We start from the raw sequence: 9,563 nt of genomic DNA on the forward strand, positions 1-9,563 counted from the left end.
GCCCGGTGACGGCGACCGCCTTCGACGGCTTCGCCCGGGCCTGGCGGGAACTGGAGGCGCCGGTCGTGGCGGTGCTGCGCGACCGGCTTTCGGCCCTTCGCCCGCACGCGGGCTGGACGGAGGAACTGGAGGGCCTGGCCGCGCTGCCCGCCGACGGCGAGGTGTGGTGCGTCGATGTCGTCGACGGGGCGGTGCAGTTCATCCAGGGGCTCCCGCAGTTCTGCGTCAGCCTGGCTCTCGTCCGCGATGGCAGGCCGACGGCGGCCGTGCTGCACGCGCCGCTGTTCGGCGAGACCTACCTGGCCGCCCACGGCCACGGCGCCACGCGCGACGACCGTCCCGTCCGTCCTTCGGCCAAGACCGACACGGCCGCCACGATCGTCGCCACCAGCCAGCCCCCGCTCATCGCCCGGCAGCCCGAAGCGGCACACGAGGCGGGGCGCTCCCTCACCGCCGTACTCCCCCGCGTCGGCGCGGTGCGCAACCTCGGACCCACCTCCTGGCAGATCGCCGACGCCGCCGCCGGCCGCCTCGACGCGTTCTGGCAGTACGGCCGGGACGACACCAACCTGCTGGCGGGCGCACTGATCGCCGAGGAGGCGGGCGCCGTCGTCACCGACATGAACGGCGAGCCCTGGTCCGCCGGTGCCGACGGCATCCTGGTGGCGTCCGGGCACCTGCACGGCCGGCTGCTGGGCATCCTCACCGAGGGCGGCGCACAACGGCGGTGACCTCGTCGGCGACCTCGTCCTTCCGCGCCTTCCGCTCAAGGTGCCCCGCGCCGGGGCGCAGGCGCCATACGCTTGTCGCGGCGGGCGCGGATCAGCCGATGTGCCAGGAGAAGCCGCCGCCGTTGCCGACGGCGACGACGAACGTCACGAGCATGAGAACGAGGTCGAGCACTCCGAGGCCGATGTCCCACTTCGCCATCGGGGAGCCGGTCTGCCGCAGCGCCACGGCGCCGAAGACGATGGCCAGCGGCCCCAGGATGATCGGCAGGAAGAAGATGCCGACGATGCCGCAGACAAGTCCCGCTATCGCCAGCCCGTTCGTCCGGCTTGCCCTGTGCACGCCTGTTCTACCGTAAGAAACCACGGTCTCTCCCAAACCATCGTGTTGGCTTCGTTTCTCACCTTCCGTTCACTTCTGGTTGCCCGTCAGCGCCGTGTCATGCCTGCGGAAAGCTGAGCCAAAGCCGGATAGTTGTCACATAGGCAGGCTTGTTGTCACCTACGAGGTTGCTGGTGGGAGCAGGCTGTGACTGAAACGGGATAGTGGACCCCGTTAGGACCTGCCTGATCACGGAGATCTCTGGCAATTTCTGTGTGTCACCGCGAGCCTGTGGCCGCCAGGGTCGCAGTGATGGGTTCGAGGTTGTTGATCAGTTCGTCGAGTTCGGCGGGGGACAGGGCGTCGTAGGGCGGGATGGCGAGTTCGTCAGTGAGGGTTTCGATGCGTTGTTTGGTCGCGCGGCCCGCGTCGGTGAAGTGGCCGTCGATGTCGACGAGTCCGCGTTCGCGCATGCCGCCCATGACCGCGGCCAGGCGCTCTTTCGGCAGGTGATGGATGCGTCCGAACGACTCCGGGGGGTGGATGCCCAGCTTCAGGGCGGAGAGCACGTGGGCCTCCGTACCGCCGATGCGCGCGCCGACGAGAGCGGCGATGTGCCCGTCGCCGCGGTGTTCGCGCAGCATGGTCGCGGAATGCCACAGCCGGGCGACGGGGTCACTGGGTACCTCAAGGGTGCGCATGCCGGCGTACATCACCCGGCCTTCGGTAGGAGCGCTCGTCGCGGCCTTGGTGGTCAGGTCCGCGGCGCGCACCAGACCCGGGGACCCGGCCAGCTCGTCGCCGAGGATGCGCCGTAGGGAGGCCGCGCTGCCCCGCTCGCGCGCGGCGACGCAGGCCTCGGGCGAGATCGTCTCCCAGGCGCTGGGGATGTGCCGTGCGGCTTCCCCGTCGGCGAAGTTGTAGAAGGCCGCGTGCACGACTTGGGCCGACACTCGCCCCAGTGGTGCGGCGCGGCTGGCGAAGTAGCCGTCCCAGTAGGTGCGGTGGCCGAGTGCGGCCAGTTCCTCGTTGCACTCGTCGGCCAGGAACGTGACCAGGCAGATCGGCTCTAGGAGCTCGAACATGCGACGTGCGATGTGAGTCATCGGATGCAAGCGCGTCTCGCCCATTGGCTTCTCCCTTTGTCGGGTGTGCCGACTTGGACCGTCCGGCATACCAAGACTCATCGGTGACCGAAGGAAAGCAGTGCAGAAGGGTTGGCGTCTGCGTGGCTGTGTATGCGAGAGCGGGCTCAGGTCCAGCCTGGTGACAAGAAAGACTGCCGAATGAGCGCCTGTGACAGGCCGGATGCCTCACGTGTGACAACCGGGCTGCCTCGGTCGTCCCCATTCACCAGCTCAGCCGGTCCCGCTGGTGACAACTCCTGAGCTTCGGCTCAAAAGCACGGGCAAGTCCCGGCGCGCCGAGGAAAAAGGGTCTCAAAGACCCCGCCGCACGGGCCACCGGGCCGCGGTTCACGGTCGTCGAACGGGACTGCACCGCGATCGCCGCCCGGGTTCGTCCGCCGATCCACGGGCCCGGCCTCCCCCAGCAGCGCCACGGCCCACAACGCCGTGGACGCGTTCACCCCGACACCTCCGCCAGGCCTGCCAACTCGACGGAGCCTCCGCCGACTTGACACCGCACTTCAAAGGGCTGGTGGGACCGGTTTTGGAGTGCTCACGCTGGTCGGGAGTGGCTGTCTGCGGAGTAGAGCATCCGTCAGGTTGGTGGTCCTGCTGGTGAGCCTGGCTCACTTAGAAAACGTCTCATTTGGTGGGGGAAGTCTCTCGTCATGGGTTGAATGCGCGCTTCATCAGGTGGCTGGTGTCAAGCGAGAAGTCGAGGGACTCGTAGAAGGGGACGATCTCCGGACTGGCAACGAGCAGGGTGTTGCGGGTCCCTTGCACCTTGGCCCACTCCACGAGCCTCCTGACCATACTGCGGCCGAGACCGGAGCCTTGATGGTCCGGATGGACGGCGACATCAACGATCAAGAGATACAGGGTCTTGTCGCCGACGAGCCGCGCCATGCCGACCGCTTGCTCGCGGTGGCGGGCAACCACCCCGAACTGCGTCGCCTCCAGGGCGACGCCGCAGTCGGTGGGCGAGGGCGAGCCCCAGCCCACCGAAGCGCGCAGGTCCCGGTATTCGCGGACGCTTGGAAGAACCTCATCGATCCGGTACATGGCCGGGAGACTAGCGATCTACCCCAGCCGCCAGTCGGCGGTAGCAGATGAGGGTGGCGGCGATGCCGGCGAAGGCGAGGAGGTGTTCGGCTTTGCGCTCGTAGCGCCGGTGCAGACGGCGGCATCCCGCAAGCCAGGCCACCGTCCGCTCCACGGTCCAACGATGTCGGCCCAGCCGCTGGGAGGACTCGATGCCGTTGCGCGCGATGCGCGGAGTGATGTTCCGCGAGCGCAGCCATCGCCGCAGATGGTCGTAGTCGTATCCCTTGTCGCCATGGAGCTTGGCGGGCCGTCGTCGGCGCGGTCCACGCCGGGAGCGGATCGGCGGGATACCTCGCACCAGAGCCTCCAGGCCTTGGCTGTCGTGGGTGTTCGCAGCGGAGATACCGATAGAGAGGGGCAGACCGGTCCGCTCGGTGATCAAATGGATCTTTGAGCCCTTCTTCCCGCGATCTACGGGATTCGGACCCGTCAGGTCCCCCCTTTCGCTGCCCGCATGTTCACCGAATCGATCGCACAACGCGACCAATCCAGAGCGCCACGCGCACCGAGCTCGTCCAGGACCAGGCGGTGGAGCTTGCCCCACACCCGAGCACGACTCCACTCGGTGAACCGCCGGTGTGCGGTTGGCCCGGATGGACCGAAGCCTGGTGGGAGCTGGCGCCACGTGCAACCGGTCGTGGCCACGAACACGATGGCTGCCAGCACTTGGCGGTCCCCATACCGGCGTCGGCCGCCACCTTGAGGCCGTACTGGAGCAGCCGGGACCACCCTCTGGAACAACTCCCACAACCCGTCCGGCACCAACCGCTCCACCATCGCCATCACGCCCGACAGCTTAGTGATCAAGCCAGATGAGACGATCTCTTACTGACCGACTTCATCGACTGTCCTGTCTGAGATTTGTCGGCTCGTCGGCAGGGCCGCAGCGTACGCGGCCGGACGAACGTATCCGACCTCACGGACTCGCTCGGTCCGGAAGCCCCGCCACTGTCTTGTCCACCCGCCCGACCGGCGCGTGTCGCCCTCGGAACGGCAACGCCACAGGGACGGACGTGGCCGGCACGAGTTCGGGAGTCACTACGGCCTTTCCGCCCGTGGTCATGCCCCCTTGGCGGTGAGCCGGCCGATGGCCCGGATGACCTGGCGCCGGGTGGCCAGACGTCGGGCGAGGAAGGCCATCACCCGGTTCATGCGGCCTGCGATGACGCTGGGCGGCGGGTTTCTGCGGTCCAGGGCGGCCAGCGCGGTGCGGACGACGTCGACGGGTGAGGCGAGCCTGGTCCCTCCGGCGGCCTGTGGGGTGCCCACGACGTCGAAGAACTCGGTCCGGGTCGCGCCGGGGGACAGCGCCAGCACCCGCAGACCGGTGCCGCGTGACTCCTCCCACAGGGCCTCGGTGAGGCTGAGCACGAACGCCTTGGTCGCCCCGTAGAGCGCCATGCGCGGGTTGGGCTGGTAGGCGGCCATGCTCGCCACGTTGACCAGTACCCCGCGGCCCGCGGTACGCAGTTGGCCGATGAAGGCACGGCTGATGTCGGCGACCGCGGTCACGTCGACCGCGATCTCCCGGCGCAGCCGGTCCGGGTCCGCCTGGTGGAAGGGGCCGAAGGTGGCGAACCCGGCGTTGTTGATCAGGCTCGTGACGTGCAGGCCGAGCTGGGCCACCTGCGCGGCCAACGCCTGCCCGGGGCGTTCCGTGGCCAGGTCCATCTCCACCACGTGCACCTGGATCCGATGCTGTTCGCGCAGCTCGGTGGCCAGCTTCTCCAGGCGGTCCCTGCGGCGGGCGACCAGCACCAGGTCGGAGCCGCGGGCGGCGAGCTGGCGGGCGAACTCGGCGCCGAGGCCCGCGCTGGCCCCGGTGATGAGAGTGGTGTGTCCGTGGTAATCGACGGCCCGCATGGTCATCCTTCTTTCAGTCGCTGCCTTCCTGGCAGTTAATGCCAACTAGGCGGTCGCTGTCCAGAGGCGTATCCTGACGTCCATGACGACCTTGTGGGAGCGTTCGCGGCAGGTCGCCGTCCAGGCGATCCTGGACACGGCGGTACGCCTGTTCGCCGAACAGGGCTACGAGCAGACGACGATCGCGCAGATCGCGCGGGAGGCGGGGATCTCGCAGCGCTCCCTTTTCCGCTACTTCGGGACCAAGGAGGACTTGGTCTGCGGCGACCAGGAAGCGCTGGGCGAACTGCTGAAACGGACCGTCGAGCAGCAGTCGGCCGAGATGTCCGCCTGGGATGCCCTGCGCGCCGGCTTCGAGGTCCTCCTGACCGCCAACCACCCCCCGGAGCGTGCGCTGGAGCTGTCCCGCCTCATCTTCGAGACGCCCTCACTGCGTGCCCGCTACATCGAGAAGCGGCTGCGCTGGCAGGCGGAACTCGTCCCCGTTGTCCGGGCGCGACTGGGCGACGGCCCCGGCCATCCGGCTCCCGACACGCAGGCCAAGGCGATCGTCGCGACGGTCTTCGCCTGTATCGACACGGCAACCGAACTCTGGGCCGGACATGACGGGCGGATCGACCTGGCAGACCTCTACGACCAGTGCCTCGCGGCGGTGCGGGACCACGGCTGAGGCGCGTATCCCCGGCACACTTCTCGCAGAACCCGACGCCACCGCGCTGTCGACCGCAGCGGTGGCAAGGGTCAAGCGGTGGGCCATGCTCTGGAAGGCTTCACTGAACGCGTTCCAGGTCGCCTCCGGAGCGCCTGGCCCCGAGCAACAACTGAACGCTCAACAAGTAGGACCAGCCGCCAGATTGACACAGCCTCAGGAAGCTTGCAGGAGTCAGCGGATGGTGAGGCCTCCGTCGACGGTGAGGATGGTGCCGGTGGTCCACTGGGCCGAGGCCAGGTAGGCGGCCGCGGTGGCGACGTCCTCGGGGGTGCCCAGGCGTCCCAGGGGGTAGGAGTGCTCGATCTGCGCGTCGTGTGCGGTGCGTTCCTCTGCGGTCATGGGGGCGAGATAGGAGCGTTCGTACTGGGGAGTGCGGACGGCGCCGGGAGCGATGGCGTTGACACGGACTCCTTGGGGGCCGAGTTCGCTGGCCAGTGCCCGGGTCATGGAGTTGAGCGCTCCGCGGGTGGCGGAGTAGGCGGCCGAATGACGGCCGGCGACCATTTTGCGGGCCCAGTAGCTGCTGATGTTGATGATGCTTCCCCGAGCGTTCACGAGGGCGGGCAGGAGTTGCCGGCTCAGCAGCAGCGGCACCTGGACGTTGAGGTGCCACATGGTGTTCATCTCGTCGACCGTGGTGTCGGCAAGGGAGGCGAAGTGTGCGGTGCCGACGTTGTTGACGAGGGTGTCGAGCCGGTCGGTCAGGTTTCCGACGTGCGCGGCGATCCGGGCGGGGGCGTCGGGCGCGGAGAGATCCGCGGGGACGGTGTGCACGACGGTGCCGTGCCGGCCGAGTTCCTTGGCGGCGGTCTCGAGCTTGTCGCGGTTGCGGGCGACGAGAATCAGGTCCGCTCCGTCGCGGGCGAGGGCAGCGGCGATGGCCAGGCCAAGGCCCTCGCTGCCGCCGGTGACGACGGCGAAACGGCCGGTGGTGCGGTGCTCGGGCATGTCAGATCGCCTTTGTGTGGTCGGTGGAAGCGCTCAGCATCGTGAACCGGCGCAGCTCTTCGAGTTGGTCGCTGCGGGCGTTCCCGATGCCGGTGACGGCGTCGCTGCCGAGAGGAAGGCGCAGCGGGGGGCTCGGCATGTCGGCGAGGATGACGAGGGCCTGGGCCATACCGGCGGGGTCGCCGGCCTGGCCTCCCGCGGCGCCGGCGGAGCGCGCCAGCGCTTCGTGTACGGGGAGGGGGGCGCTGCCGTACAGCCGGCTCGCCCAGTCGGCGCGGAAGCCGGTGCGGGCTGCTCCCGGCTCCACGATCGTCGTCCGGATGCCCAGCGGGGCGAGCTCGGCGGCCAGTGAGACGCTCAGACCTTCGAGGGCGTGCTTGCTGGCCGTGTAGGCGCTCATCCCCGGGGCACCGATCTGCCCTGCCAGCGAGCTGATCTGCAGCACACGGCCCGCTTTCGCCGCGCGCAGGTAGGGCAGAACGGCGCGCAGGACATTGGCGGCGGCGAAGAAGTTCACTTCGAACTGGGCGCGCAGCTCCGCGTCGTCCAGTTCCTCGAAGGGGCCCGCCAGCGCGTAGCCGGCGTTGTTGACGACGACGTCGAGGCGGCCGAACCCGGTGATCGCGTCATCCAGTACCGCACGCAGCGTACCGGCGTCGGTGATGTCCACGCTCACGGTGCGCAGACGCCCGGGGAAGGCGGCGGTCAGCGGTTGCAACGGCTTGTCGTCACGCGTGACCGCGATCACTCGCTCACCTGCGCTCAGAACCTCACTGACCAGAGCCTGGCCCAACCCTCCGGACGCGCCGGTGACCAGCCACACGCGAGACCCCATGCCTCACACCTCTCGCACGAGCCAAATAAACGGACCAATCTTGTCCGTTTCCTCAGAGTAGGGGCACGGACAGAAGCTGTCCACTTATGGATAAGATGGGGGCGATGAACACGGAGCGGCCTGCGACGCCCCAGGAAACGACGATGCCCGTGCGTGCCGACGCCCAGCGCAATGCCGCGCGGGTTCTCGCGGCCGCGCGTCGTGCCGTCGCCGCCAACGGGCTGGACGTGAGCTACCACGAGATCGCCCGGGAGGCCGGCGTCGGTGTGGGCACCGTCTACCGGCGCTACCCCGAACGCGACCAGCTCATGGCGGCGGTACTGAGCGACATCCTCACCGAACTGATCGACACCGCACACCAGGCTCTGGACTGCGATGACGCCTGGGAGGGCTTCTCGTCGCTGTTCAGCGGCCTGGTCCTGCGCACCGCTCAGAACGCAGGACTGTCCGGCTCCCTGGACCAGCACGGCGGGCCCGCTGTCGCCCAGCAGCGCCACGAGCTCCTCGACCTCACCCGGAGGGTCATCGAACGCGCTCAGGGCCAGGGACGTCTTCGCCGGGATCTGGCCTGGCAGGAAGTGCTGCGGCTGACCGGCGCCCCAGCGGTACGGGGATGCGTGCTGGGACTCGAGCCCGACCCTGCAAACGGTCACCACGTGGTGCTGACCGTTCTTCTCGATGGTCTACGGACCGGCTGACACCGGCGATGTGCCGCTCTCCGGAGCGTATGACCTCGTGCGGCAGTTGGTGCGCACCGTGACGGTGCGCCATCGCGTCCGGCACCGCACCACTCCGACGATGCCTGGCACTGGGACCGCACTCGAGGTTAGCGGCGGGCGACGGTCAGGTCAGCCGGCGGAGCCGGGGCCGGGCGGGATGTGAACGGTCATGATCAAGTGGCAGGTCCCTGTGCCGGAGCCGCGGTAGGCGTGGGGGGCGTCGCCGTCGAAGGTGGCCGTCTGCCCGGCCTCGATGGCGTGCTCGACGCCGTCGACGACGAGCAGCATCTCGCCGGCGGTCACGCTGACGGTCTCCACGACGCCGGCCTGGTGCGGGTGGCTGGGGTACTCCTCGCCCGGCTCCAGTTTCCAGCGCCAGACCTCGACCGGGGAGGGGCCCGAGGTGGTCAGCATCAGCCGGGCCTCGCCGCCCTTCTCCCCGACCCACAGGGGCATGACGGCATCGGCGGACACCACCCGGACCCGGCCCTCGGCCGGCCCTTCCATCAGCGCGGACACCGAGATGCCCAGAGTGTCGGCGAGCCGGACCAGGGTGGCGAAGTTCGGGTTGCCCTGGGCCTTCTCCAGACCCACCAGCGCGCCCTTGCTGACCTTCGCGCGGCGGCCGAGTTCGTCCAGGGACAGCCCGGCCCGGGTACGGGCGGCCCTGACGTTGTGCGCGAGCGTCCGCAGCGCCGCCTCGGTCTCGGCCATCGCTCTCAACCCTCCAAGCAGGTGGTCACCGCACTGCACCCTTCGGCCGTTCAGTTCACTTCATCCGGTCGGTACGTTGTACGGTGTAGTCGTTCCATTGATAGTAAGGGATGAACGCGTGATCGCTCTGCTGCCGGCCCCGGGCAGTTCCCTGGCCTACGGATGCGCCGACTTCCTCGGCAGCCTCGGCGCAGGCTGGGACCGGAGAAGCCGGCGTACGCGATGTCGGCGACGGCCGGCGCGCTGGACTCGCTCGCCGACCTGCTGCTCCTGCTCGCCGCCCGCAGCGGCGACCTGGCCCTCGTCGCCGTGATCACCGCCCTGTACCCGGCCGGCACCGTCCTGTTCGCCCGCGGCGTCCTCGCCGAGCGCATCCACCGCGGCCGACTCGTCGGCCTGGGCACCGCCGCCGTCGCCGTCGGCCTCCCCGCCCTCACCTGACCCGGCGCCGCGCCCCCGAAGGACCCGTACGTGTTCAGCCGGTTCGCGGC

11 protein-coding genes and 1 pseudogene are annotated in these 9,563 nt (G+C 69.2%); 4 read left to right on the forward strand and 8 right to left on the reverse strand.

The window, feature by feature from the left end:
• Positions 1 to 5 precede the first annotated feature (5 nt).
• Positions 6 to 731: an inositol monophosphatase family protein gene (locus tag FRZ03_RS15340; RefSeq protein ID WP_261399081.1), complete on the forward strand. Its 726-nt coding sequence runs from the start codon at positions 6 to 8 to the stop codon at positions 729 to 731.
• Positions 732 to 822: 91 nt separating this feature from the next.
• Here the strand turns inward: FRZ03_RS15340 and FRZ03_RS15345 are convergent, their stop codons facing one another.
• The 5 genes from FRZ03_RS15345 to FRZ03_RS15365 form a co-directional block, all read right to left on the reverse strand.
• Positions 823 to 1,095, reverse strand: coding sequence for a DUF4190 domain-containing protein (locus FRZ03_RS15345; protein WP_146465707.1), 273 nt, complete (start codon positions 1,093 to 1,095; stop codon positions 823 to 825).
• 233 nt (positions 1,096 to 1,328) lie between these two features.
• The gene (locus FRZ03_RS15350; protein WP_261399083.1) at positions 1,329 to 2,135 is read right to left on the reverse strand and encodes an SCO6745 family protein; all 807 of its coding nucleotides are present in this window, start codon (positions 2,133 to 2,135) and stop codon (positions 1,329 to 1,331) included.
• 708 nt (positions 2,136 to 2,843) lie between these two features.
• Positions 2,844 to 3,239: a GNAT family N-acetyltransferase gene (locus FRZ03_RS15355; RefSeq protein ID WP_146465709.1), complete on the reverse strand. Its 396-nt coding sequence runs from the start codon at positions 3,237 to 3,239 to the stop codon at positions 2,844 to 2,846.
• Between the two features lie 10 nt (positions 3,240 to 3,249).
• Positions 3,250 to 4,058, reverse strand: a protein-coding gene (locus FRZ03_RS15360; RefSeq protein WP_398660443.1) for an IS5 family transposase whose coding sequence is annotated in 2 segments (ribosomal slippage) — positions 3,250 to 3,720 and positions 3,723 to 4,058 — 807 coding nt in all. Because the reading frame shifts where the segments join, the coding sequence is not laid out codon by codon here.
• Between the two features lie 282 nt (positions 4,059 to 4,340).
• Positions 4,341 to 5,144, reverse strand: a complete 804-nt coding sequence (locus FRZ03_RS15365; protein ID WP_146465710.1) for an SDR family NAD(P)-dependent oxidoreductase — start codon at positions 5,142 to 5,144, stop codon at positions 4,341 to 4,343.
• An 82-nt stretch (positions 5,145 to 5,226) separates the two neighbouring features.
• Here FRZ03_RS15365 and FRZ03_RS15370 point away from each other — a divergent pair, with 82 nt between their 5' ends.
• Positions 5,227 to 5,814, forward strand: a complete 588-nt coding sequence (locus FRZ03_RS15370; protein ID WP_146465711.1) for a TetR/AcrR family transcriptional regulator — start codon at positions 5,227 to 5,229, stop codon at positions 5,812 to 5,814.
• A 213-nt stretch (positions 5,815 to 6,027) separates the two neighbouring features.
• Here FRZ03_RS15370 and FRZ03_RS15375 read toward each other — a convergent pair whose 3' ends face one another.
• Together FRZ03_RS15375 and FRZ03_RS15380 are read right to left on the reverse strand one after the other, a co-directional pair.
• Entirely contained in the window at positions 6,028 to 6,804 is a 777-nt protein-coding gene (locus FRZ03_RS15375; protein WP_146465712.1) for an SDR family NAD(P)-dependent oxidoreductase, read from the reverse strand.
• A gap of 1 nt (position 6,805) precedes the next feature.
• A complete protein-coding gene (locus tag FRZ03_RS15380) occupies positions 6,806 to 7,627 on the reverse strand; it encodes an SDR family oxidoreductase (protein ID WP_261399084.1) in 822 nt (273 codons plus the stop codon).
• A gap of 116 nt (positions 7,628 to 7,743) precedes the next feature.
• Here FRZ03_RS15380 and FRZ03_RS15385 point away from each other — a divergent pair, with 116 nt between their 5' ends.
• Positions 7,744 to 8,337: a TetR/AcrR family transcriptional regulator gene (locus FRZ03_RS15385; protein ID WP_146465714.1), complete on the forward strand. Its 594-nt coding sequence runs from the start codon at positions 7,744 to 7,746 to the stop codon at positions 8,335 to 8,337.
• 150 nt (positions 8,338 to 8,487) lie between these two features.
• On the opposite strand, the gene FRZ03_RS15390 is transcribed toward FRZ03_RS15385, so the two are convergent.
• Positions 8,488 to 9,072 (reverse strand): helix-turn-helix domain-containing protein, encoded by a 585-nt coding sequence (locus FRZ03_RS15390; protein ID WP_146465715.1) that lies wholly within the window; start codon positions 9,070 to 9,072, stop codon positions 8,488 to 8,490.
• Between the two features lie 192 nt (positions 9,073 to 9,264).
• On the opposite strand from FRZ03_RS15390, the pseudogene FRZ03_RS15395 reads away from it, so the two are divergent.
• Positions 9,265 to 9,513: pseudogene (locus FRZ03_RS15395) on the forward strand (EamA family transporter); the annotation flags it as partial.
• Positions 9,514 to 9,563: the final 50 nt, after the last annotated feature.

It is taken from the genome of Streptomyces misionensis (assembly GCF_007896895.1).
Lineage (GTDB): Bacteria > Actinomycetota > Actinomycetes > Streptomycetales > Streptomycetaceae > Streptomyces > Streptomyces misionensis_A.